This window comes from Allocoprobacillus halotolerans, from assembly GCF_024399475.1.
Taxonomy (GTDB): domain Bacteria; phylum Bacillota_I; class Bacilli_A; order Erysipelotrichales; family Coprobacillaceae; genus Allocoprobacillus; species Allocoprobacillus halotolerans.
The window spans coordinates 1,295,783-1,319,810 of sequence record NZ_CP101620.1 but is presented as its reverse complement, the minus strand read 5'-3'; the positions used below and the strand labels follow the sequence as shown (position 1 = coordinate 1,319,810).

Sequence of the window (24,028 nt, the reverse complement as noted above, 5' to 3'; positions counted from 1 at the left end):
ATTGACTGTAAAGAAATAGACTAAAAGAAGGTGAGTTATGAATAAAGAAGATAGAAAAAATGCTTATTTGTATTGTAAATTTAGGGATGAGCAATTTGCTTTATATGATGAATATGCTAAAAAGCATGGCATGTTGATGAAAACACTTTTGGTTGTGAATGTTCCTTTCTATGCTAAAGAAGGGATGACACAAAGGGCAATCTGTGAACGTACATTCCAATCTAAACAGACAGTCAATTTAATTATCAAAAATTTATTATCACAAAAATATGTTACGGTGACAGAAATTCCTGAAACCAAGCGAAATAAGCTTGTTGTGATGACACCAGACGGTCGTCAACATTGCCAAAAAGTTGTCCGTCATATTACATGGGCTGAAGATAAAGCTATGTCCATGTTTTTACCTGAGGAACAAAAACAATTGATTGACTTATCTCGAACTTTTACAAAAAATCTTGCAATGCTTATTCATCAAGAAACGGAGGATTAAATATGGAATTTTATGATGTCATTAACAAAACGTCAATTTGAGGATAAAGCTATTCCTCAAGAAATATTAGAAAGAATATTAGATGTTGGTTTAAAAGCACCTTCATCTAATCATCAAAGAAGATGGGAACTTGTGACAATTACGGATAAAGCAATTATCAAAGAACTCGCAAAATGTGTACGCCCTTATCCTTGTCGTATTCAAGAACCGAAAACACCTCAACAAGAAATATTTAAAATTGCTTATCCACGTCAACGTATAATGATTGAAGAATCAGCGTGTGTCATTCTACCTTATTTTAAACAAAAATATGCTTTTGATAATCCTAAAAATAATTATGGTTTGATGGACTATGGGGCTGTGTGGACTTTAATTGAAAACATGTTGTTAGCTGCAACAGCAGAAGGTTTAGAATCTGTGGTGCATATTCCAGTAAAAAAAGAGCCTGAAAAAATCAAAGAATTTATGATAGTTCCAGACAGTTATTATTTACCAGCAATGGTCATTCTTGGTTATTCAAGTCCTGTTGCCCTTGTTCCTCCACAAGTCAAAGCAACTATCGAAAATAGAGTTCATTGGAACAAATGGTAAAATGATTATTAGCGAAATACAAACCAAAAGCATTATCACAAAATCAAATTTGCCTGTTTGTGAATATGCCGTCAATCCTTATGCGGGATGTACACATGGATGCCAGTATTGTCATGCTGTATTTATGAAAAGATTTACTGGACATGATAAACCATGGGGACAATTTTTAAATGTGAAATATTAACCAGAAATCAAAAATCCTTATAAATACAAAGGAAAAGAATTATTTATTGATTCCATTACCGATCCTTATCTTCCCCAAGAAAAAATATATAAACGTACAAGAGAACTCTTATTACAATTACAAGGCAGTGGAGCCAAAATCAGTATTGCGACAAAAAGTGATTTAATCAAAACCTTTCCTGACGCCCATGTTTCATGGTCTATTAATACCTTAGATGAACAATTCAAATCAGATATGGATCATGCTGTATCCATTGAACGTATACTCAAAGCAATGGAAACTTTTTACCATTCTGGTATTCGGACAACTTGTTTTATTTCCCCTATTTTTCCAGGCATCACAGATGTCAAAGCAATTATTCAACGTGCTAAAAATCAATGCCATTTAATCTGGCTTGAAAACTTAAATCTTCGTGTTAACTACAAATCAACAATTATGTCGTATATTCAAGAAAAATATCCTCATCTTCTTCTGTTATATCAAGATATTTATAATCATGGACAGCTTGATTATTGGCAAGATTTAGATCAAGAACTTCAAACATTCGCTAAAGAAATTGGGTTAGATTATGTGACAAATGATGATAGTATGCAACGTGCTTTTGATGAACCACCCATCATTGTTAACTATTTCTATCATAGTCAAATTAAAAAAGCAGCTACAAAAAAGTCGGAGTAACCCGACTTTTTTCATATATATCTTAGCATCAATAGTACGTAGAGTGTTCATTTTTTAAAACAAAGTTATTTTATATCATCTAAATTTTTTCATAAATGCCTGCATTTTGACAATAAATGACAATTGATAAACCATAACAAATCATAAAGAATAAGCCTATCACTCCAACACTCATGATATTAATCATTAATAAATCTGTATGCATCATATTTGCTAAAGCATGAACTGAAAAATAAGATGATAAACTCATAATCAAAAATGGTACAACATAGATAAACAACAATTCTTTTTGTATTCCTTTTTGAAGTGTTCTTTGACTAATTCCAATTTTCTTTAAAACACGATAACGTTCTTTTTCTTCAAAAGCATCATTATAAAGTTTCATAAATATAATACTTCCACTGGCAAAGATAAAGACCATAAAGACAAAAAGACAAATTGGATAAAACATCTTAATCCATTGATTAGATGCATTTTGACTATCAAGCTTAATTAATCCTAAACAGTCTTGATGATTTTGAATATCATTCAATGATGCATTCATCATCTTTGGATTGACAATCTTATAGTTATAGATATAAAGTGGTGTTCCTTTTGATTTTAATGTTTCAAATTCTTCATCACTGACACAATAAAATGAAGCTTGTTCTTGTAGATAACCTAAATAAGGAATTGTTGTTTGTTGAATGGTTTCATAATCTTTTCCTTGAATAGTTAAATCATTGAATTCTTCATTGGTAATTAATGATAAAAGATATTGATGTTGTAAATCTATCATTTGATGATTTTCTAATACTGGAAAATCAAATTCTTGATTTGAATCCTTTGCTAATTGTTTTAATTGTGAATAAGGAATCAAACCATAGGTATCAGATTGAAATGTTTTATCAACATATGATGCCTCTATTTGTAATAACTCAATATGAGATTGATATTGTATATCATTATGTTTTTCTATTTCTCTTGCAAATTCTAATTGTAAATTATCCTTTTCACTAAAGATTTGATAAGTATAGACATTCTCAAATTCTTCTATCACCTGACAACGATTATACATTGCTACACCGGTTGCAAGGGCAGTCACTGAACATATCATTAAGACTGTTACAATCGCATAAGTACGATAGTTTTTCTTCATACGGAAAATCATTTGATTGATCCATAATGTTCTTTGATGATGATAAAGGAAAGTTTTACGTGCTGCTAATGTTTGATAAATCAATGGAATCAAACCGCCAAATAATAAATAGACACCTACAATGACTAAGATAACAGCCAGCAAGGCATTCCCCATTGTTTCCATGCCACCTTTTTTAATCGCAAAATAATAACCGAGAACTAAAATAATTGTTCCTAAAACAGCTTTTAAAAAAAGTATCAATTTATTTTGTTTCACATATTCATTTTGACGATTGGCACTGACCATATCTAAAACACTACTTCTAACTAAATTGATATAACCTTTGCATACAAAAATCATATAAACAAGAAAATAAATCAAACAACTCCATAAAATAGCTGACATGGAAATCTGAAATGTTAAAGTGACTTCTATATTTGAAATGGCAATAATAATCATCGTAAATAACTGTGAAATCAACATACCAAAACCGATTCCCATGATTAAAGAAACAAATCCAATCATTAATGTCTCTAACATGTATAACTTGCCAATTCTTTGATTTGTTAGTCCCATAAAGACATAGATTCCAATTTCTTTTTTACGTTTTGTTAAAAAGACATTCGTTGCATACCAGACAAAGAAAAACATAAAACAAGTTAAAACAACAAGAACACATTGAATCACAATCTTGAGATTGCGACTATTCATTTGACCTAGTGATTCCATCATTGAAGAATCTAAAAGGTTAAAGAAATTAAAAATAATCAAAACTGTAAAAGCCAATGAAATCATTAATGATAAATAATTTTTTAAACTGGCTTTAAAATTAATAAAAGATAATTTTGCTAGACTCATACAAAATCACTTCCCATAGCAACTTGCATATCAATGATACGATCATACAGTTCTTTACGACTATTCCCTCTTGTTAGGCAACATTTCATCATACCATCATTTAAAATATAGACATCTTTAGCATAAGAGGCACTATAAGCATCATGTGTAACCATTAAAATAGTCGCTTTTCCCTCATCATTGACCATTTTTAAACGCTCTAATAGATCACGACTTGATTTAGAATCAAGGGCTCCTGTCGGTTCATCAGCAAAAAGTATTTCTGGTTCACTGATTAATGCACGACAAGTGGCACCTCTTTGTTTTTGTCCTCCTGATAATTGATAAGGATATTTTTTTAAATGTTCTTTTAAACCAAAGATGGTTGCTAGGGTTTCACTTTTGGCTATACATGTCTTTGATGAAACACCATTTAATGATAATGGTAAAGCTATATTATCTTGTAAAGTCATTGTATCTAATAAATTATAATCTTGGAAAATAAAACCTATTTTATCTCTCCTTAACTGTGATAATTCTTTATTTTTCATCTTTGTAATATCTTTACCATCTAATAAGACCATTCCTTGTGTTGGTTTATCAATCGTAGATAAAATATTCAATAAAGTTGTTTTCCCACTGCCACTAGGTCCCATAATCGCAATAAAATCATTTTCATAAATCGTTAAATCAATTCCTTTTAAAACTCTTGTCTGAAATCCTCTCGTTCCATAATTTTTTACTAAACCTTTGATTTCAACAATCTTTTTCTTATCCATAAATTATTCCTCCTAACACTTTCATTGTAAAATATAAATATTATGAAATCCTTACATTTTCCTCACAATAAGCTTTCTTATCTTACATTCATTGAAAGGTTAGCGATAAAAGTAATCTCTTTGATCTTGAAATGTGATTTTTACTCTTGTGTATTTTTGATATTCACTTTCAATAGAAATATGATGTCCTAATTTTTCTATCACTTGTTTCGCCATATATAATCCCATACCTGTGGCTTTATATTGTCCATTATGATGATTCATACCTGTATATCCTTTATCAAAAACTCTTGGTAAATCTTGTGACTGAATACCTTCACCATTATCCTCAATCCATAAATCAGTATGACTTTCATATTGCTTGGCTCTTATTTTTAAACACGGATCACTAGAAGCATATTTAATCGCATTGCTCATAATCTGATCAAAAACATAGACTAACCATGTAGGATCACTATAAACATCTATATCTTCTAGTTGAGCATCTATTTCAAAATGGTTTTTAATAAAGAAAAAACGGTTATTTTTCAAAGACTGATAAACATTTTCTTTTAAAGAAACAGGTCTGATATTGATATCATAAAGCTGACTTTGAATTCTTGATGCAATCAATATTTGATTGAGATATTGATTCATTTTTTCTAATTGTTCTTGCATATCTTCTTTTTGTTGAAAATCATGATTTTTTTGATTCATTAAAAGGCTAGCCGCTAATGGAATCTTCATTTCATGACACCATTTAGCCATATAATCTTGTAAATCATAATTTGTTTGATATTGTTGATTTAACTGTGCTTGTAGAACATTTATATCATGATAAGCAATGTCTATATTTTCATAATTTTCAAACTGTGAAGCAATAATTTCAGTTGATTCTAGATACTCTTTTTCTTATCTTGAAGATGTTTTTCTTTTATGAAATCTATCATTAAAAATATTGTAAAACAAACAATAAGAATCATATCTAAATAGATAAGATATTGAATATTATTTTGTGGTATTAAATAAATAAAATAAAGATTATAGGTAATCATCATTAAGATAATTACAAGTAAATAACGATAATATTTTTGAATATATTTCATGGAATATAGTAACCTAATCCTTTCTTAGTATGAATGATGTCTTGGTGGTAAGCCTCTTTTAATTTTGTTCTTAAACGAGAAATTAAAACTGTCAGTGAATTATCTGAAATAAATTCATCTGTATTCCATAATGTTTCCATCAGTTCTTGTCTAGAAACAATATCTCCTTGTGACTCAAGTAATAAACAAACAATTTGACTTTCTGATTTTGTCAGATGTATTTCTTGTTCATGATAAAAGAAACTGCCTTTCATCTTATCATAATAAATATCTTCATTAATACGCATTTGATCTTTCACTTTATACTGATAAGTTCGTCTTAAAATAGCTTCTATTTTTGCTTTTAAAAGTTCTAAATGAAATGGTTTATCCACATAATCATCGCCACCTTGTAAAATAGCTCTAATTTTATCATGATCATCATTACGACTACTAATAAAAATAATAGGAACTTGTGATAAATTCCTTATTTGCGTACACCAATAATAACCATCATAATAAGGTAAGTTAATATCCATTAAAATAAGATGTGGTTTATAATTCACAAAATCCTGTATAACATTATCAAAATGTGTTGCAATAACAGCCTGATAACCCCATCTTTTCAAAAATCTTTAATTTCACTTGCAAGTGTTTCATCATCTTCAATAATCATAATATGCATTTGATTCATCTAATCACCTCTAAAACCATTATATAGTTTTCTTTTATCCACGAAAAGAAAAAAGCATAACATTACAAAATTGTAATATTGTGCCTATAATTATGTATTATTTATTAAGAATTTTATTTCTATATTTTTTAACCACTATGATGTTTACAATGACTCCAAAAACTGACTATCATTATATTTCAAAAAGAGATTTAAACTTAATTGCACAAGATAAGTATTATGGTTATCGTCTTCAAATGTAATATAATCACCTGTATCATACCCACTTAAATCTGTTGTCTTTTTCAAATGAACATCTTGATTTAAAAATACCTTTGCAAAAGTTTGAGCAGTTTGTTTGGCTTGTTCTTCATTCACGACAATTTCAGGTAAGCTATGAAAAAATCCATATTCCTTATTTACAAACTGAACAAGTTTTCCATTTTCATAAGTAAAATCCAAACGTAAACTTGGTTCGTCTTTATCATTACCAATTAAAATCGTACCATCAGTTTCACTAACAACTTTATTTTTTTCAAGTTCCTGATAAATTTCTTGTGGCATCGTCTTTTGAATACCTGCCATAAGTTCTTTCACTTTCTTGTTTTTCTTCTTGCTGTGACATTTCTTGTTGTGGTGTGTCCTGCTTTGTTTTAGTATTCTTATTTTGTGTACAACCTCATAGACAAATCAATACCAATACTAACAATAATTTTTTCATAATCCTATCTCTTTCTATAATATTAATTATAAAACAAAGATGTGTATAAATGATAAAAAAGCTGTTGATAACAGCTTTTTTATCTATTTCCAATTGTTGCCACCATAACAGCTTTAATGGTATGCATTCTATTTTCTGCTTCATCAAAAACAACAGATTGTGTTGATCTAAAGACTTCATCTTCTACTTCTCTAATATCTATGCCTTGTTCATGTTTTGCTTTTGCAACTTCTGTTTCAAAATCATGGAAAGAAGGTAAACAATGCATAAAGAGTGTAGAGTCTTTACCTGTCTTTTTCATCATTTCAGTCGTCACTTTGTAAGGTGATAACATTTCTACTCTTGGTTGATAAAGTGATTCATCTTCACCCATACTTACCCAAATATCTGTATAAATCACATCAGCATCTTTCACTGCTTCATCAACATTATCTAAAACTTCAAATTTTCCACCTGATTTTTGGGCTTCTTGTTGACAATATTGTAAGACTTCAGAATCAATTTGCAAACTTTGAGGACCTAAACATACAAAATGCATTCCCATTTTAGCTGCCCCATACATCAATCCATAACAAACATTATTACGAATATCGCCAGTGAACACAAATTTCACTTCATTTAAAGGTTTACCAAGATGTTCTTCAATTGTCATGAAATCAGCTAATGTCTGAGTTGGATGATCAACATCCGTTAAACCATTCCATACAGGTACACCTGAGAATTTTGCTAAATCTTCTACTGTTTTTTGTTCAAAACCTCTAAATTCAATACCATCATACATTCTTCCTAAAACTTTAGCAGTATCTTCTAAAGATTCTTTTTACCCATTTGAGAATTACTTAAGAAAGTCACATGCCCACCTTCATCTAAAGCTGCCACTTCAAAAGCACAACGTGTACGTGTTGATGTTTTTTCAAACAATAAAACAATATTTTTTCCTTTTAATGATTCACCAATTTTTCCTTCTTTTTTCTCTTTCTTTAATTGGTGAGCTAAATCTAATAAATAACGAATTTCTTCTTGTGAATAATCTTTTAATGTTAAAAAACTTCTATTTTTTAAGTTAACCATACGTACCTCCTATCTTTTAAACATTGTTCCAATCCCATCTTTTGATAACATTTCAATCAAAATAGAATGAGGAGTACGACCATCAATAATCACTGCTTTTTTGACATTTTCACGAATTGCTCTGACACAACATTCAATCTTAGGAATCATTCCACCACTAATAATGCCTTTATCAGTTAAACCTTTGACTTCATAAACATGAACCAAAGGAATTAACGTTGATTCATCATCTTTATCCATTAACAATCCTGGTATATCACTGACCAGAATCATGTTTTCAGCTTGAACTTGAGCAGCAATTTCAGCAGCTGCTGTATCAGCATTAATATTATAAGTATGCCCTTCTTCATCTAGACCAACACTTGATACAACTGGAATATAACCTTTATCTAATAAATCCATAATAATGTGAGCATTGATTTTGACAATATCCCCAACATAACCTAAATCATCTTCACATTCATGTTTTTTAGCAACAATTAACTGATTATCGATACCACTGATTCCAACAGCATTACCACCTTTTTGCATAATGAGTTTAACAAGATCTTTATTTGTCTTTCCTGCTAAAACCATTTGCACAACATCCATTGTTTCTTCATCAGTATATCTTAAACCATTAATAAATTGTGGTTCTTTTTGCATTCTCTTTAAAGTCTGATTAATTTCAGGACCACCACCATGTACAAGAATGACTTTAATACCAATTTCAGATAATAAGACAACATCTTGAATCACATTCATTTTTAATTCTTCATTAATCATCGCATTACCACCATATTTAATCACAACAATCTTATCATGATATTTTTGAATATATGGTAAAGCCTGTGATAAAATTTCAGCTTTTACAATTGCATTTTGATTCATAATTATTCCCCTTTATGTGCGATAATCACCATTAATTTTGACATAATCATAAGTTAAGTCACATCCCCAAGCAACCGCATCAAACTCACCATCATGTAAATCAATAATAATTTCTATTTCATCCTGACTTAAGATTTGAGCAGCTTTTTCTTCACTAAAAGGATAGCCACCCCCATTTTCACAAACACGAATAGTCCCCTTTGTACTTTGTAAATCAACATCAATTTTTGTAATGTCATATTGTGCATCACTATATCCAATGGCACATAAGATACGTCCCCAATTCGCATCTTCACCAAACATTGCAGCTTTAAATAAAGAACTTGTAATCACTGATTTAGCAACAACTTTTGCATCTTTAACACTCTGTCCATGTAAAACTTTACAAGTAAGAAGTTTTGTTGCACCTTCGCCATCTTTAGCTATATCTCTAGATAAACATGTACAAACATACATCAAAGCTTCTTTAAAACTTTGATAATTTTCATCTTTTTGTGTAATTTCTGGATTTTTTGCTAGACCATTACACATCAATGTTAACATATCATTTGTTGAAGTATCACCATCAACACTAACCATATTAAATGTATCATTAACAACTTCATGAATCACTTCATTTAACATCTCTTTTGAAATCGAAACATCGCTTGTTACAAAAGCAAGCATTGTTGCCATATTAGGATGAATCATTCCACTCCCTTTAGCGATTGCTCCAATATGACATGTTGTATTTCCTATTTCAAAAGCAACAGCATATTCTTTTTTAACAGTATCAGTTGTCATAATCCCTTCACAGGCATCACTGCTGCCACTTGTTGATAAAGCATCTACTAATTGTGTCATATGTTTTTCAATTGGTTCAATGCTTAAAGGTTGTCCGATAACGCCAGTTGAAGCAACGACGATATCAGCAGCAGCAACATTTAATACTTGACCGCATAACTCACACATTTCATTAGCAATTTCGATGCCATTAGGATTACAAGTATTGGCATTACCACTATTACAAATAATGGCTTTGGCCTCATGATTTTGTAAGTGTTGTTGAGTGACATAAATCGGTGCTCCCTTGACTTTATTTTGAGTATAAGTGCTGGCACAATGACTCATCACATCACTGACAATTAAAGCTAAATCTTTTTTACTTTTATTTTTTCTAATCCCACAATGTATTCCTGAAGCTTGAAACCCAAGCGAGTGCACATACACCTCCAGCTATATCTTTAAACATATTTTCCTCCCTTAAAATGATGCAGGTATCATCATTAATCCTTCTAATTCATTAAAACCACACATCAAATTCATATTTTGAATCGCCTGTCCAGCTGCCCCTTTGACCATATTATCTATTGTTGATACAACAATCAATTGATGATATCTTTCGTCATAGTGTAAAGATATATCACAAAAATTTGAATATTGTACAAATTTCAAATCAGCAACTTTTCCTTTTGGTAAAACTCTCACAAAATATTCATCTTGATAAGTTTTATGATATATATCATAAACTTCATCAAATGTGACATCATCTTTTAAAGATACATAGATTGTTGAAATAATACCACGATTAACTGGTAATAAATGAGGTGTAAACATCACTTGAATATCTTGGTTAGCCATCTTTGATAATTCCTGTTCAATTTCAGGTGTATGACGATGACTTGCTATTTTATAAGGATGAAAAGATTCATTACATTTAGGAAAATGTGTATCTTCACTTAACGACTTTCCTGCTCCGGTTGTTCCTGATTTAGAATCAATAATAATCTTTTCATCTTTTTGCATTTGGTTTTTTAATAACGGATAAAGTCCTAAAGTTATAGATGTTGGATAACATCCTGGATTACCAATAATTGTTGCTTTTTTAATCAAATCACGATTCACTTCACTTAAACCATAAACCTGTTTTTCATGTAACCCAGGATACTGATAGTCATGTTGATACCATTGTTGATAATCTGATTCTTTATCTAAACGGAAATCAGCACCTAAATCAATGAATTTTTTCCCTTGCTCCTCACAAACTTTGGCATATTTTTCACTTAAACCATGAGGCAACGAAGCAAAAATCATGTCTGCTTTATCCAAGACATCCTGATCCTGAGATAAACACATATCATAAGGTCCATAGAATGATGGATATAAATCTGAAATCATCTTTCCAGCATAACTTTGAGAACTGATAGCTACAATTTCTACATTTTTATGATTCAATAATAAACGATATAATTCAGCACCAGCATATCCACTGGCTCCAATAATTCCTACTTTAATCATGATTCAAAGCCTCCAATTGTTTCTCCATTCTTGCGATTGCTTTTTGACATGTTTGTGGGGCTGGTCCACCATCGACAACTCTGTTTTCAACACAAGTCAAAAGTGAAATCGCCTGATAAACATCTTCTTCAAAAACTTCATCAAATGATTGATAAACATCAAGTGGTAATGTTTCAAGCACTTCATCATGATCAATACAATAAGCCACTAACTGTCCTGTTGTTTTATAGGCATCTCTAAACGCTTTTCCTTTTTTGACGAGATAGTCAGCACAATCTGTCGCATTAATAAAACCTTTAGCTGCACATTCTTGCATACGTTCTTTATTGACTTTCATTGTTTTCATCATATCTGCAAAAACAGGTAAACACATTTTCACTTGATCAATCGCATCAAATAATGTTTCCTTATCTTCCTGCATATCCTTATTATAAGCAAGTGGTAAACCTTTCATCATTGTCAACAATGTTGAAACATGATTAATAACTCTGGCACTTTTTCCTCTCACAAGCTCGGCAATATCAGGATTTTTCTTTTGTGGCATAATGCTTGAACCTGTCGCATAAGCATCATCTAATTCAATATATTTAAATTCCCATGAACACCACAAAATCACTTCTTCACTTAAACGTGATAAATGCATCATAATCATTGCCAAAGCATTGGCGAGTTCAATCGCATAATCACGATCACTAACACCATCTAAAGAATTATACATAATATCATCCATACCTAATTCCTTAGCTACAAACATTCTATCAATGGGGTAAGTTGTTGTCGCAAGTGCTCCACTTCCTAGTGGTGATACGTTCATACGTTTATAACAATCTTCTAATCTTGTATAATCACGATAAAACATTTCTACATAAGCCATCAAATGATGGGCAAATGTAATGGGTTGTGCACGTTGTAAATGGGTATATCCACACATAATCGTATGTGTATGTTGTTTGGCCTGTTCAATAAGAACTCTCATCAATGACATCAACATACCTTTGATTTCTTGAATTTCATCACGTGTATACAACCTTAAATCTAAGGCAACCTGATCATTACGAGATCTGGCTGTATGCAATTTTTTTCCACTTTCAGGATAACGTTTTGTAAGTTCTGCTTCAATAAACATATGAATATCTTCAGCAAGGGGATCAAATAACAATTCTCCTTGTTCTAATTCATGAAGAATATCATTTAATCCCTGTAATATTTCATCTAAATTCTGTTTAGAAATAATGCCTTGTTTCGCAAGCATTTTTGCATGTGCCTGACTCCCCATAATATCATGTTTATACATTCTTGCATCAAATGATATAGATGAATTAAAAGCATTCACATCTGCATTAATTTCTTTTTAAATCTACCAGCCCATAATGCCATATTTTCAACCCCTATTTCTTTCTTTGTTGATCTAATAATGCTTTTACCTTAATAGGTAAACCATATAAATTAATAAATCCTTGAGAATCCATTTGATTATAATCTTCATCTTCTCCAAATGAAGCAGTTTGTTCACTATATAAAGTATCAGGTGAAGTCATACCTGCTCCAATAATATTTCCTTTATATAATTTTAATTTAACTTCTCCATTCACAGTCTTTTGTGTTTCATCAATAAAAGCAAGTAATGCTTTTGTAAGAGGTGTATACCATTGTCCATTATATAAAATATCAGCTAATTTTTGAGAAACTTGATATTTAAAATGTTGTGTTTCTTTATCAATTGTAATTTCTTCTAAATCAGCGTGTGCTTTATAAAGAATAGTTCCACCTGGTGTTTCATAAACACCTCTTGATTTCATACCAACTAATCTATTTTCAACCATATCAATGATACCAATACCATTTTCACCACCAATTTTATTTAACGCAGTGATTAAATCAACACCATTCATTTTTTCTCCATTTAACGCAACTGGAATTCCTTTTTCAAAAGTTAAAGTGATATATGTTGGTTGATCTGGTGCTTGTTCAGGTGTTACACCTAATTCAAGTATTTTATCATACATTGGTTCATTCGCTGGATTTTCAAGATCTAAACCTTCATGTGATAAATGCCATAAGTTTTTATCTTTAGAGTAGTTTGTTTCTTTATTGATTTTTAGAGGGATGTTTCTTTTTTGGGCATATTCGATTTCATCTTCTCTACTCTTTAATTCCCAAACTCTCCAAGGAGCAATAATATCTAATTCTGGCGCAAAAGCCTTGATTGTTAATTCAAATCTGACTTGGTCATTTCCTTTACCTGTACAACCATGACAAATTGCATCTGCTCCTTCTTTTTTAGCGATTTCCACTAATTTTTTTGCAATAATTGGTCTTGCAAGTGATGTTCCAAGTAAATATTTTCCTTCATAAACAGCATTTGCCTTAATTGCTGGGAAAATAAAATCATTCACAAATTCTTCTTTGCAATCTGCACAATAATATTTAGAAGCTCCTGTTGCTAAAGCTTTTTCTTCCAATCCTTCAAGTTCATCATTTTGTCCAACATCTCCTGCCACTGCAATGACTTCACAACCATAATTTTCTTTTAACCATGCAATGATAATTGATGTATCTAATCCTCCTGAATATGCTAATACGACTTTTTTATATTGTTTCTTTTTCATTTTTATAATCTCCTTTTCTTTATTTTATTTTTATTGAATTTTATTTATAACGATTTTTCCCTAATCGCCGCATCAGACATCACCCTTTCTCAATAAAAAAACCTCTGGAAAAATCCAGAGGTGCATATACACGGTACCACTCTAGTTGCCAAAAAATATTTTGACCACTCTCTCCTTTAACGCAGGTTACGTTCCATTATACTCTTAGTTCCAATGGACTCTCACAGGTGCGTTTCATTTCTTTCCACTTAGTAGCCTTCCACTCTGTGCTACCTCGCTTGAAGCGTTCAAGAAACTACTTTTCCTGATCAGCGATTTTTTAAATATGCGTTAATGATACATGGGCATTTTTATTTTGTCAACTATTTTTTTATTTTTTTGAAATTTTATGAATATTTTTATGAAAATACAAAGTTATTCATCATTTTTCTTATTAATTAAATATCCAATTCCTAAACATATTAACCCAATAACCACCAAAACAATATAAATCATATCAGTTATCTTATATAAGAAACGGTCAATAAATACTGTTATAAAATAGATAAACAACCCTAAATAAATCCAAATCCTTCCCATTTTATCACTTATCCTTTTAAAAGATAGAAAAGTAACAAGGCTAAAACAATCAAAAAGATAGCTAAACTGATAAAAACAATGGATACAACTGGTGTCTTATTTGGTATTTTTTCAACAAACGCTCTTTGCGGTTTTATTGGATCATAATAGACAGACATTTGCATATTGATTGGCCATATCTTTTCAGCCATCTTTTGCGTCATTATTCTTCCTCGTAAAAAGACATAATCATTTTCGCTAATAGTAACAGGTTCTTCATCTTGTCGTCTCCAGCTTTTTGAAATCACAGCTCTAAAATTTCTTGTTTTTTGATACATATTACCAAAAACATGATATTCCACCACTGGCACAATTAATTCTCGACTACGACGTTTATATCCTACCACAACACCATATGTCTTTTCCTGACATTTTTTTACTTTCATATTTTGTCTGATTATCAAAAATATCCCTACCACCAATAAAAGCAAACCTGTTCCTCCAAGAGTTAATAACACTATAATCGCTGTTTCCTGTTGTGCCATATGTATCACATCCCTTTCTATTATTAAATAATAAATACTTAAAAAATTCAAACTCTCATTATATGTTAATTAAAGGATGGAAACTAAGCTCCATCCTTTTTAATCACTCTTTAATTCTCTACCATTCATCATTCCTTGACATGACCATAGTATAATGATTGCTAGAATAAAATTTGTTACTAATGATGACATAGAAATAATTGTTAAAGTGGTTGGTGTTAAAGTATTCATCATGATAAAAACAACCGTTAAAATAACACTTGGTAAAGCACTAGCTATCATAATTAACATACGCATCAGATTTTCAAATATTTGTGTCGTTCGACTTTTTAAAATACGAATTGTAAGAACATTGGCACTCATAAAAATAAAGATATAGCCAAGCATATTAATCAAATACATAAGAATTGTAAGAACACTTTCTTGATAATATAGTCCTACAACAACAAAAGACAATGTCCCAATAATAGCTGTTTTCATAAATGTAGGAATCATTACGGCAATTAACTTTTTATAAGGTTTATCAGGGATTAAATAAATCTGATAATTTTTAAGTTCACCTACAAGATCACTTGTTCCCATCATCATAAATAACCAAAGAATCATCATATAAACAAAGAACCCAAACCCTAAATCAGAAAAAATAGTAATAACCAGATAAATACCGATAGATATCAAATCATTCCATGATACAAGATTACCTTTCTTTTTCATTAAAAGCAAATTCTTTGATAGTACAGCATATGCTCCATTATAAAACCTTTTGACATGAATATTTTTAACTTTTACTTTTCTTAAAGCATCTTGATTACCAGCTTTAAACTCTTTTAACTTTTTAGACAACTCCATTGAATCCTCTAAAGCTTGTTCATAGAAATCACCTTTATAGCTAATAAATAAAGTATAAATCATACCTAAACAAGCTATTAAAAGAAATAAACCTAAACAAACCATTGCGATTTGGGACTCTACATAAGAAATCAAAACAAGCTTTAACCAGCCAAAAATAGGAACATAGTAGAATAATGGTGATTCTATAAAATCCACAACAATTGTTTGAATCCTTCCTGTTTGTAAATACGTCAATCCCAAAACAACAACAAGTATCAATACAAAGATTCCAGTAATCACATAATTCATCTTTTTATATTTTTGATCACCAATAGAAAGAATATAGCTATAATCCACAAAAACCAAAAAAATCATAATGGATAACATACTTCCTAGTAGTGCTAATCCTATAAAACCCGCATCTACATTCACTCCCATGTTTATTCCTATAAAGAAAACCAACGCAAAGAATGAAAGTAAAATAGATTGTAAAACAGTTTGAAAAGTTAAGAAAATCATAATTTGTCTTTTATGAAAAGGTCCACTAAATAAGAAGTAGGCATCTTCACCATAAAATAAAGCTTTTCGTGAAGATAACATTGTAGAAAACAATAATAAAGCTAAAAAACCTATAAAGATTAAAATAGATGAATGCAATTCAAAATTCACAATCATATATGCATTGTCTTTTGGCATAAAAAGAAAACTATAAAAAACGAATCCATAAACGATAAACATAAACACTGTAAAAATAGCACTTGATGGCTTGCTCAAAAGATTTCTCACTGAGGCTCTGGTTTTTAGAAACCATAATAAACACAATGATTTCATATTACTCACCCTCAGTTAATTCAAAGAAATAATCTTTTAAACTTTCTTCTTGGAGTTCTTCTTTTTGAATTTTCTTGATAATACGTCCTTCTTTCATGATATATGCCTCGTCAAAAATATCACTCACTATATCAATAATATGCGTACTAATTAATACAGCACATCCCGAGTCTGCAATTCCTCTTAAAATTTTCAATGTTTCTTCAATACTTGCTGGATCTAATCCAACCATTGGTTCATCAACTAACAAGGCTTTAGGCTCAATCATAAACGCCAACAACATGCTTAATTTCTGTGTCATTCCTTTACTTAATTCTTTTGCCATTTTTCGTCTTTTTTCTGTTAGTTTGAATAATTCCAAATATTTTTCTGCTTTCTCTTTATAATTTTCTATCTGATAAGCATGACCAATAAAATCAATATGTTCATCAATAGTTAATAACTCATATAAAACAGGTGTTTCAGGGACATAGCCAAAACAACGTTTGGCTTCAATAGACGAATTATCATAACCACAAATCTCAATAATTCCTTCAAATTTTAAAAGATTAGCAATGCTTTTAATAGTTGTTGACTTTCCTGCTCCATTTGGACCTAATAAAATCGTAATCTTTCCACTTTCAGCAATCAACTCAATATCGTCAACAGCCTTAAAACTTCCATATCTTTTTGTTAGATGTTGTATCTCAATCATAACATCCCTCCTTCTATTTTTATTATATACCCCCCCAGCATTTTTGCAAGGGGCAAGTCTGTATACTTTAATTATACTATACATCATAAAAAAGTCACTTCTTATCATATTACCTATAAAAAAAGAACTTCGCCAATTAAGACGAAATTCTTTATGTTCTATTATTGAAGTATTTGATAAACATCTTTTTCACTATGTATATCTGTAATATGTAATGCAAGATTGTTTAACTCTTCTTCATTACTTAATTCAATTTTCAATGTCAATTCAGGTGTGAGTGTTCCTAGTACTTTTTTGAGTTGTAAAATAACTAATTCCAACATACCTTTTTTCATGCCAAGTTCCATACCACGTTTCATTCCACGTTCTTCTCCTATTCGTATACCTGAATCTTCAATGTCTTTCCAAAATGACCACATTGCCATAGTCCCTTCTTCTCCTCTCACTTGTTTTAAAATATCATATCTTTCCGTAAGTATCGCTATCACCCTTGCGGCTGTCTTTGAGACTTCCATCCCTTTGAAATCTTCTTTCTCTTTTCTCCATATCTGATTAACTGTTTTGACGATATTGCGATTGTCCTCATTTTTGAGTAGGTGATAGTCCAAATCCTTGATGTCTACAATCTTCATCTTCCAGTCATTTGACATCCCCTTCAAGCTTTCAGGAATATCCATTCTTTCTACCAGTGACGTGGCTGCTGTCCATCTTCCTTCGCCATGAAACAATACGAGGCTGACAACTGGCATGATCTTGTAGCTCTTGTACTCCTTATCCTGCATGTTGTAGGTCAATGCATCATAGAGAAGTGTTCTTGACACCATTGTGAAATCAACCTGGTCCTGTGCTTCCAATGCCAAGATAGCCTGTGAATCCTTTCCTTTCCACAACATGATGACATCACGTCTTCTTTCCCTAGAAATATAATTGCCTACAAAGATTTCACTTGTATCCATTCTTTGAAGTTCATCAGGCTTAATGACATTCTGACCGCCATAGAGAATAGCGTTCATCATATCAGCAAAGTGTTCAGGATTTCTGAAGAAATCTCTAATGACATCATCAACTTTCAAATCTTTCATAATGACCTCCTTTCAATATATTTCAGGAGGGTTCATAGACATTATACAACAATATTTGCTTATTGTAAATATACATCATTTTAATAAGAACCCTCCTATTATTTATATACGCAATTTTTTTCTATTTTTCTTTTTTTATTTCTAACTTTTTACAAAAAATACAGAACATCAACTAAGATGTTCTGCAAACATGTTTATATGCTTTATGTCGTTTAATTTTTAATACATGATCTTCGCCTGGAAAATGAACAGGATTCATATGTGTATCTTCATATATGACCAACAAATCTTGAACATCCTGATAAATTTCATCAATTTCCATATTTCCATACATTCTTGGTGGTAAAACATAAATAGGAATTTTTACATCATATTCTTTTATAAATTGTTTAACATACATATTTAAATGCGGACAACAAACAATGATATCAAAATCTTCCAATCTTTCATAAGCAATCGAAAATGGAGAAAATTCCATATACAATTCTTGATCCAAATGCTTTTCAACAATTTCTTTTTTCATTCTTTCTGCCACATAGCTAGATGAAAATCCACCACCACAGCATAACAGTACTCTAATCATGATTGCCTTTGCATTTATCTACAAATATTTTTATTTTTTGTGTTGCGACTTTTAATTCTTCTAAACTGTAAGCATAAGAAACACGAATAAAGCCTTCTCCGCAGGACCAAATGCAGTTCCTGGAACACATGCAACCTTTTGATTTTCTAAAAGTTTTTCACAAAATTCATCAGAAGTTAAACCTGTTGAACGAATACATGGGAAGACATAAAAGGCACCTTGAGGTTTAAATGTTTCTAGACCCATATCATTAAAAGTTTTGACTAAGAAATTACGTCTGGCTTTATAGGAATCTCGCATTTTCAACACTTCATCATAACAATGTCTTAATCCTTCAATCGCTCCATATTGTGCAGAAGATGGTGCTGACATAATAATATATTGATGAATTTTATTCATGGCTTTTGTTAAGATGGGATTTGCGAGAACATAACCTAAACGCCATCCAGTCATCGCAAAAGCTTTAGAAAAACCACTTACGACAATAACTTGATCTTTGATTTCATCAAAAGATGCAATCGAACAAAATTCTTCCTCATAGCTCAGTTCTGCATAAATTTCATCAGAAATAACGATAATACCAGATTCTTTGATAATTGGAACAATCTTTTCATAATCATTTTTTGTCATAAATCCACCAGTTGGATTAGATGGATAGTTAATTAAGATTGCCTTTGTATTTGGAGTAATCGCAGCTTTTAATAATTCTGGTGTTAATTTGAATTCATCTTCTTGACGAAGATTAATAGTCACTGGAATCCCACCTGCCAATTCAACACCCGGTGAATAAGCAACATATCCTGGGTCTAAGACAATCAATTCTTCTCCAGGATTTAAAATTGTACGAATTGCAATATCAATACCCTCTGATCCTCCAACAGTCACAATACAGTTTTCTTTAGGATTATAATCCACATGAAAACGTCTTTGATAATAACGACAAATTTCTTCTCTTAATTCTTGTAATCCTTGATTGGCAGTATAAAAAGTTCTTCCTTTTTCAATAGAATAAATAGCAGCTTCACGAATAGCCCAAGGTGTTGTAAAATCAGGTTCCCCAACACCTAAAGAGATTACATCTTCCATTTGTGAAGCCAAATCAAAAAATTTTCTAATACCACTCGGTTTAATTGTCTTTACTCTATCACTTAAAATATCATTATAATCCATTATGGAGTCACCACCAATCTATCGTTCTTACCATCTTCATCTTCAATCAATACAACACCATTATTCTTATATTGTTTTAAAACAAAATAAGTTGATGTTCCCGTAACACCATCCACACATGCTAATTTACTAGCCACAAAATGAGCCACTTCCTGCATTGTTTTTCCTTTGACAATAGCTACAAATTCAAAACTTCCACTTAATAAATACATTGTATCCACTTCATCAAATTTATAAATATGACTGGCAATACGATCATAACCATATTCTCTTTCAGGACTTGCATTGACTTGTATTAAAGCCGTCACAATTTCAGTATTCGTTAAATCCCAATTCACAATTGTATGATAACCACAAATCACTTTTTGTTTCTCTAATTCTGTTAATTTATCAATCACATCATCTTTTGATTCATCTAAGGTGGTACGCTAAATCAGTAATCTTCATCCTCGCATTTTTTTGTAATAAACTTAATAATAATTTTTCATCCATATTCGCTTCCTCCTTCAATATAGTATCTATTGTATTACACTTTTGTGTATTATGAAAGAATTTTATGATTTTTTTACTATTTCCATATTTTTATACATTTTTTTATTTATTTCATAAATAATTATGTTAAAATGATTTTATATAACGAAAGGAGCTATGCCCATGAAAGTTTTTTATGTGTCAAGTTATGGCAAACACCATGATAAAGGAATTTATATCATGAAACTCAATGAAGAAACATTAGAAATGAAACGTGTTCAACAAATTGAAACACAGGATTTTCCTTCTTATATGATATGCAATAACCATACCTTATATGTTGCTTATAAAAATGCTAGTTCTCATAGTAATGGTGGAGGATTAGGAAGTTTTTCTATTTATAAAGATGAATTACTTTTAAATAATAACTATCATTCCAGTGGTCGTTCTTATACTCATCTTTGTGTTGATCAAAACAATCGTTATCTTTTTGCAGCAAACTATCATGTAGGAGCAACAGCTTCTTATCAATTAGAAAATAGTATTATTACACAAAAGATATGTGCTGTTCATCATGTTGGTTTAGGTCCTGACTTATTAAAACGTCAAACAGGTCCACATGCTCATTATGTGGGCATTACCCCAGATCAAGAGTTTGTTTATTCTGTGGACTTAGGAGCCGATAAAGTAGTCATGTATCGTTACTCTCAAGGTGTTTTATTAGAAGATCCTGATTATACTTTAAATATTGTACCTGGTTCTGGTCCTCGTCATATGATATTCTCTAAAGATGGACGTTTTGCATATCTTGTCAATGAAATTGCCAATAATATTATGGTCTTTAAATATTATCAAGGGCATTTCCAATTGATCCAAGCGATTCATTGTATTCCTAAACATTTTAACGGCTTTTCAAGTGCTGCCGCTATTCGTCTGACAAAAAGTGGTCATCATCTCTTTGTTTCTAATCGTGGACATGACAGCATTGCGATGTATCGTGTTAATCAAGAAAGTGGAAAAATATCTTTATTATATATGGTGCATACTGGTAAAGAACCAAGAGATTTCCAGATTCTTGATGACAAGTATTTAATTATCGCCTGCCAAGGTAGCAACCTTCTCCAAGTAATGACTTTTAACGAAGAAACAGAAGAGCTTATTTTAACAGATTCAACGATTGAAATACCTGCTCCTGTATGTATTGCTTTTGAATCACATAAGGAGAAGTTTATGTTTTATGATGTAAGTGATTTAAAAAATGATGAAATCTATTTAAAGCTTGTTGAAACATGTGAGGCTATTCCTGAAAAGAGATGGTTTCCAGCTTATCGTTTTGAAATATGTCTACACAATGGAACTGTCATAGGACACTGTGATTTAAGAATCGGTCATAATGAACTTACTTATATTGGTGGAAATATTGGTTATGATATAGATGAATCTTATCGTGGACATCGATATGCTGCTAAGGCGTGTCAACTTTTATTTCAATTAGCCAAAAAGCATCAACTTCAATATGTCATCATTACATGTGTTCCAGAAAACATTGCATCTTCTCGTACTTGTGAAATCGCAGGTGGAGAGTTTGTTGAGCTTGCTGATATACCACCCACTCATGATATGTATCAAGAAGGTAAAAGACAAGTCAAAATCTATAAATTTGTATTATAAAACTGTGTTTCAAAACAACACAGTTTTTTACTCTCTATTTTCTTATCTTCATCATCATAACACAGCCTAATGTTGTGACAATCAATTCACTAATTGGAAAAGAACACCAGACACCGTTCATTTGGGCAATTTGTGATAAAAGAAATGCCATTGGAATAATGATAATAAAACCTCTTAATATGGAAATCATTTGAGCAGGATAAGGATGTTCAATAGATGTTAAATACATGGCTACAATAATATTAAATCCAGCAAATGGACAAGCTATGAAATAAAGTTTTAAGCCTTGTGAGGCAATTGTTTGTAACTCGGCATTGTTTTCACTATTAAAGATTTGAGTGATGACATCTGCTTCCAAAAATATACAAGCATAAATCACGGCTGATAAAACCAACATAGTGATAAGAGCATATTTTAATATACGTTGAATATTACCCCAATCATTTAAACCGTAGTCTCTGCTCATTAATGGTTGGATTCCTTGCGTAATACCTGTATAAATTGCCATGATAACTAATGAAAGATTAGCAACAACGCCATAAGCAGAGACTCCCACATTTCCTGTTAATCGAAGGATAATTGCATTAAAAACAATCATCACAACACCAGAAGAAACTTCTGTTACCAGCGAAGGAATACCTGTTGATAAAATACCTACAATTCTTCCTAATTGTATTTGACATTTTTGGATATAAAATTGATTATGCTTACATAAAAAATGCGATGAAAGAATTATCATACTGATAATAGGTGCTAATCCTGTCGCAAAAACGGCTCCAAAAATACCCATTTGACATGGAAATATAAAGATATAATCTAAAATAATATTAGAAAAACTTCCACCTAGCATAGCTGCCATTGATAATTGTGGTGCACCATCATTTCTAACAAAACAAAGTAAAACATTATTAAGTAAAAATGCTGGAGCAAACAATAAAATGACTTGTAAATAAGTCTTAGACATATCAAACACATGTCCCTGATCAACAAATAAAGAAATAATAGTTCCTGATAAAAAGATACCAATCAATACAAAAATCAAAGCAAAACATCCCGCTAAACAAAGGACATGTGTAAAAATTTTATTCGCACCTTGATGATGTTCCTGACTTTTTAAAATGGAATATTTTGTTGCACCACCCATGCCAATCATTAAGCCACTACCATGAATAAAACTATAAATCGGAATAGCCAAATTTAAAGCTGTTAAACCATCCGTTCCTATTCCTTGAGACACAAAGAAAGTATCCGCTAAAATATAACATGATAAACCAATCATCCCTAATACATTTAAAGAAGTATAACGAAAAAATTCAAACAAACTTTTCTTAACCATATTTTTACCCCTTTTGTACCAATTCAATAGCCTGTTTTCCTGTCATATCTTTAATATCTCATTCTAACATACATAAAGTTTTCCAAAAACGTTCAATTTCCTGTGTACGACTTTCTTCACTTTCACTAGGAGAATATTTTAACGCTAATGTTTCTATTGCCTGACGTTCCTCTTTTTAAAGCTTCTATACATTCTTCTTTTGATAAAGCCTGTCTTTTTCTACGCATTTCTTTCATTTTTATCTCTCCTCCATAAAATAAAAGCATTGATTTTCGTATCTTCAATGGCCTAA

Annotated in this window: 22 protein-coding genes, 4 pseudogenes and 1 other annotated feature; of the genes and pseudogenes, 5 read left to right on the top strand and 21 right to left on the bottom strand. The window is 31.0% G+C overall.

Translation table 11 applies throughout. The annotated features are described in order from the left end of the window. The first annotated feature begins 37 nt into the window (after positions 1–37). The 4 genes from NMU03_RS07890 to NMU03_RS07875 all read left to right on the top strand — a co-directional run bounded on the left by NMU03_RS07890 (position 38) and on the right by NMU03_RS07875 (position 1,943). Positions 38–490, top strand: a complete 453-nt coding sequence (locus tag NMU03_RS07890; protein WP_290142093.1) for a MarR family winged helix-turn-helix transcriptional regulator — start codon at positions 38–40, stop codon at positions 488–490. A 15-nt stretch (positions 491–505) separates the two neighbouring features. Further along, complete coding sequence (locus NMU03_RS07885; protein WP_290142091.1) at positions 506–1,081, top strand: nitroreductase family protein; 576 nt, start codon at positions 506–508, stop codon at positions 1,079–1,081. A 1-nt stretch (position 1,082) separates the two neighbouring features. Beyond that, entirely contained in the window at positions 1,083–1,265 is a 183-nt protein-coding gene (locus NMU03_RS07880) for a radical SAM family protein (protein ID WP_290142090.1), read from the top strand. Positions 1,266–1,499: 234 nt separating this feature from the next. Then, positions 1,500–1,943 carry a hypothetical protein gene (locus tag NMU03_RS07875; protein ID WP_290142088.1) on the top strand — a complete coding sequence of 148 codons (444 nt, stop codon included), beginning with the start codon at positions 1,500–1,502 and terminating at the stop codon, positions 1,941–1,943. Between the two features lie 79 nt (positions 1,944–2,022). Here NMU03_RS07875 and NMU03_RS07870 read toward each other — a convergent pair whose 3' ends face one another. From NMU03_RS07870 to NMU03_RS07775, 20 genes and pseudogenes are all read right to left on the bottom strand, one after another. Then, positions 2,023–3,921 carry an FtsX-like permease family protein gene (locus NMU03_RS07870; protein WP_290142086.1) on the bottom strand — a complete coding sequence of 633 codons (1,899 nt, stop codon included), beginning with the start codon at positions 3,919–3,921 and terminating at the stop codon, positions 2,023–2,025. Then, positions 3,918–4,679: an ABC transporter ATP-binding protein gene (locus NMU03_RS07865; protein ID WP_290142085.1), complete on the bottom strand. Its 762-nt coding sequence runs from the start codon at positions 4,677–4,679 to the stop codon at positions 3,918–3,920. Before NMU03_RS07865 ends, NMU03_RS07870 begins: the two co-directional genes overlap by 4 nt. Positions 4,680–4,778: 99 nt before the next feature. Further along, positions 4,779–5,405, bottom strand: coding sequence for an ATP-binding protein (locus NMU03_RS07860; protein WP_290142084.1), 627 nt, complete (start codon positions 5,403–5,405; stop codon positions 4,779–4,781). Positions 5,406–5,554: 149 nt separating this feature from the next. Then, positions 5,555–5,764 carry a hypothetical protein gene (locus NMU03_RS07855; RefSeq protein ID WP_290142082.1) on the bottom strand — a complete coding sequence of 70 codons (210 nt, stop codon included), beginning with the start codon at positions 5,762–5,764 and terminating at the stop codon, positions 5,555–5,557. After that, positions 5,761–6,372 carry a response regulator transcription factor gene (locus NMU03_RS07850; protein ID WP_290142080.1) on the bottom strand — a complete coding sequence of 204 codons (612 nt, stop codon included), beginning with the start codon at positions 6,370–6,372 and terminating at the stop codon, positions 5,761–5,763. The genes NMU03_RS07855 and NMU03_RS07850 overlap by 4 nt, the downstream gene beginning before the upstream one ends. Positions 6,373–6,581: 209 nt before the next feature. Further along, on the bottom strand, positions 6,582–7,013 hold the full coding sequence (locus NMU03_RS07845) for a hypothetical protein (protein WP_290142079.1): 432 nt from the start codon (positions 7,011–7,013) through the stop codon (positions 6,582–6,584). Positions 7,014–7,216: 203 nt separating this feature from the next. Next, positions 7,217–8,208: pseudogene (argF, locus tag NMU03_RS07840) on the bottom strand (ornithine carbamoyltransferase). A 9-nt stretch (positions 8,209–8,217) separates the two neighbouring features. Next, positions 8,218–9,078: an acetylglutamate kinase gene (argB, locus tag NMU03_RS07835; protein WP_290142077.1), complete on the bottom strand. Its 861-nt coding sequence runs from the start codon at positions 9,076–9,078 to the stop codon at positions 8,218–8,220. A 12-nt stretch (positions 9,079–9,090) separates the two neighbouring features. Beyond that, positions 9,091–10,281: a bifunctional glutamate N-acetyltransferase/amino-acid acetyltransferase ArgJ gene (gene argJ / locus NMU03_RS07830; protein WP_290142076.1), complete on the bottom strand. Its 1,191-nt coding sequence runs from the start codon at positions 10,279–10,281 to the stop codon at positions 9,091–9,093. 39 nt (positions 10,282–10,320) lie between these two features. Beyond that, entirely contained in the window at positions 10,321–11,355 is a 1,035-nt protein-coding gene (argC, locus tag NMU03_RS07825) for an N-acetyl-gamma-glutamyl-phosphate reductase (protein WP_290142075.1), read from the bottom strand. Continuing rightward, a pseudogene (argH, locus tag NMU03_RS07820) lies at positions 11,348–12,732 on the bottom strand (argininosuccinate lyase). Before argH ends, argC begins: the two are co-directional and overlap by 8 nt. A gap of 11 nt (positions 12,733–12,743) precedes the next feature. Next, positions 12,744–13,964: an argininosuccinate synthase gene (locus tag NMU03_RS07815; RefSeq protein ID WP_290142074.1), complete on the bottom strand. Its 1,221-nt coding sequence runs from the start codon at positions 13,962–13,964 to the stop codon at positions 12,744–12,746. 113 nt (positions 13,965–14,077) lie between these two features. Then, positions 14,078–14,285 (bottom strand) — a binding site (T-box leader). Between the two features lie 93 nt (positions 14,286–14,378). Next, complete coding sequence (locus NMU03_RS07810) at positions 14,379–14,543, bottom strand: hypothetical protein (protein WP_290142072.1); 165 nt, start codon at positions 14,541–14,543, stop codon at positions 14,379–14,381. 8 nt (positions 14,544–14,551) lie between these two features. Next, positions 14,552–15,067 carry a DUF3592 domain-containing protein gene (locus NMU03_RS07805; protein WP_290142071.1) on the bottom strand — a complete coding sequence of 172 codons (516 nt, stop codon included), beginning with the start codon at positions 15,065–15,067 and terminating at the stop codon, positions 14,552–14,554. A 99-nt stretch (positions 15,068–15,166) separates the two neighbouring features. Further along, entirely contained in the window at positions 15,167–16,729 is a 1,563-nt protein-coding gene (locus tag NMU03_RS07800) for a putative ABC exporter domain-containing protein (RefSeq protein ID WP_290142070.1), read from the bottom strand. A gap of 1 nt (position 16,730) precedes the next feature. Then, entirely contained in the window at positions 16,731–17,423 is a 693-nt protein-coding gene (locus tag NMU03_RS07795) for an ABC transporter ATP-binding protein (RefSeq protein ID WP_290142069.1), read from the bottom strand. A 161-nt stretch (positions 17,424–17,584) separates the two neighbouring features. After that, entirely contained in the window at positions 17,585–18,505 is a 921-nt protein-coding gene (locus NMU03_RS07790) for an Rpn family recombination-promoting nuclease/putative transposase (RefSeq protein WP_290142068.1), read from the bottom strand. 172 nt (positions 18,506–18,677) lie between these two features. Further along, complete coding sequence (locus tag NMU03_RS07785) at positions 18,678–19,088, bottom strand: PTS sugar transporter subunit IIB (protein WP_290142066.1); 411 nt, start codon at positions 19,086–19,088, stop codon at positions 18,678–18,680. Further along, positions 19,081–20,258 (bottom strand): annotated as a pseudogene (locus NMU03_RS07780) (aminotransferase class I/II-fold pyridoxal phosphate-dependent enzyme). The gene NMU03_RS07785 and the pseudogene NMU03_RS07780 overlap by 8 nt, the downstream one beginning before the upstream one ends. After that, positions 20,258–20,750, bottom strand: a pseudogene (locus NMU03_RS07775) (Lrp/AsnC family transcriptional regulator). The pseudogenes NMU03_RS07780 and NMU03_RS07775 overlap by 1 nt, the downstream one beginning before the upstream one ends. Before the next feature lie 162 nt (positions 20,751–20,912). On the opposite strand from NMU03_RS07775, the gene NMU03_RS07770 reads away from it, so the two are divergent. After that, positions 20,913–22,400 (top strand): GNAT family N-acetyltransferase, encoded by a 1,488-nt coding sequence (locus NMU03_RS07770; protein WP_290142064.1) that lies wholly within the window; start codon positions 20,913–20,915, stop codon positions 22,398–22,400. A 34-nt stretch (positions 22,401–22,434) separates the two neighbouring features. Here the strand turns inward: NMU03_RS07770 and NMU03_RS07765 are convergent, their stop codons facing one another. Continuing rightward, the gene (locus NMU03_RS07765) at positions 22,435–23,736 is read right to left on the bottom strand and encodes an MATE family efflux transporter (RefSeq protein ID WP_290142062.1); all 1,302 of its coding nucleotides are present in this window, start codon (positions 23,734–23,736) and stop codon (positions 22,435–22,437) included. Between the last annotated feature and the right edge of the window lie 292 nt (positions 23,737–24,028).

Bases quoted from the DNA above. Each gene is read 5' to 3' on its own strand.
- NMU03_RS07890 (WP_290142093.1), top strand. From the start codon at position 38: ATGAATAAAGAAGATAGAAAAAATGCTTATTTGTATTGTAAATTTAGG.
- NMU03_RS07885 (WP_290142091.1), top strand. From the start codon at position 506: ATGTCATTAACAAAACGTCAATTTGAGGATAAAGCTATTCCTCAAGAA.
- NMU03_RS07880 (WP_290142090.1), top strand. From the start codon at position 1,083: ATGATTATTAGCGAAATACAAACCAAAAGCATTATCACAAAATCAAAT.
- NMU03_RS07875 (WP_290142088.1), top strand. From the start codon at position 1,500: ATGGATCATGCTGTATCCATTGAACGTATACTCAAAGCAATGGAAACT.
- NMU03_RS07870 (WP_290142086.1), bottom strand. From the start codon at position 3,921: ATGAGTCTAGCAAAATTATCTTTTATTAATTTTAAAGCCAGTTTAAAA.
- NMU03_RS07865 (WP_290142085.1), bottom strand. From the start codon at position 4,679: ATGGATAAGAAAAAGATTGTTGAAATCAAAGGTTTAGTAAAAAATTAT.
- NMU03_RS07860 (WP_290142084.1), bottom strand. From the start codon at position 5,405: ATGAAGATTCCATTAGCGGCTAGCCTTTTAATGAATCAAAAAAATCAT.
- NMU03_RS07855 (WP_290142082.1), bottom strand. From the start codon at position 5,764: ATGAAATATATTCAAAAATATTATCGTTATTTACTTGTAATTATCTTA.
- argB (WP_290142077.1), bottom strand. From the start codon at position 9,078: ATGAATCAAAATGCAATTGTAAAAGCTGAAATTTTATCACAGGCTTTA.
- argC (WP_290142075.1), bottom strand. From the start codon at position 11,355: ATGATTAAAGTAGGAATTATTGGAGCCAGTGGATATGCTGGTGCTGAA.
- NMU03_RS07815 (WP_290142074.1), bottom strand. From the start codon at position 13,964: ATGAAAAAGAAACAATATAAAAAAGTCGTATTAGCATATTCAGGAGGA.
- NMU03_RS07810 (WP_290142072.1), bottom strand. From the start codon at position 14,543: ATGGGAAGGATTTGGATTTATTTAGGGTTGTTTATCTATTTTATAACA.
- NMU03_RS07805 (WP_290142071.1), bottom strand. From the start codon at position 15,067: ATGGCACAACAGGAAACAGCGATTATAGTGTTATTAACTCTTGGAGGA.
- NMU03_RS07800 (WP_290142070.1), bottom strand. From the start codon at position 16,729: ATGAAATCATTGTGTTTATTATGGTTTCTAAAAACCAGAGCCTCAGTG.
- NMU03_RS07795 (WP_290142069.1), bottom strand. From the start codon at position 17,423: ATGATTGAGATACAACATCTAACAAAAAGATATGGAAGTTTTAAGGCT.
- NMU03_RS07790 (WP_290142068.1), bottom strand. From the start codon at position 18,505: ATGAAAGATTTGAAAGTTGATGATGTCATTAGAGATTTCTTCAGAAAT.
- NMU03_RS07785 (WP_290142066.1), bottom strand. From the start codon at position 19,088: ATGATTAGAGTACTGTTATGCTGTGGTGGTGGATTTTCATCTAGCTAT.
- NMU03_RS07770 (WP_290142064.1), top strand. From the start codon at position 20,913: ATGAAAGTTTTTTATGTGTCAAGTTATGGCAAACACCATGATAAAGGA.
- NMU03_RS07765 (WP_290142062.1), bottom strand. From the start codon at position 23,736: ATGGTTAAGAAAAGTTTGTTTGAATTTTTTCGTTATACTTCTTTAAAT.